1 protein-coding gene is annotated in these 413 nt (G+C 38.7%); it reads right to left on the bottom strand.

Features of this window, described 5'->3' with window-relative positions; genetic code table 11:
- The coding region (locus tag HC176_RS16940; RefSeq protein WP_280818709.1) for a glycoside hydrolase family 2 TIM barrel-domain containing protein at positions 1–413 on the bottom strand (413 nt) is incomplete at both ends.

A 413-nucleotide genomic window follows, 5' to 3' on the forward strand; every position in this document is an offset into this window, starting at 1 on the left:
TAACGCCCCATTCTGTGATCACGTGAGGTCCATTCCACAGGGGAGTGATAGGTTTTAGACGAGTAGTGAAGGTGCTTAGGGAACCAAAGGAATTAAAAGATATGAAGTCAAGTTGCGGACTTTTTAATTCTATAGAAAGCACCCGCAGTTTATTTGCTCCGATAGTTGTTGTACTTACCGGGTGATTGGGATCTAACTCATGAATAAGATCTATCAAGATATTGAATCGTTCAAAGAATTTTGTGTCCTTGTAGAAGTAGGGGTAATATAATTCATTTCCCAGATTCCAGTATAACAAAGCAGGATGATCTTTATGCTGCATAACCACTCGCGCCACTCTGCTATACATTTCTTCGAAAAGATCAATATCTTCATAAAAAATACCATCTGTATGTTGTTTAGGCATAGGGATG

This window comes from Tamlana crocina (assembly GCF_012037625.1).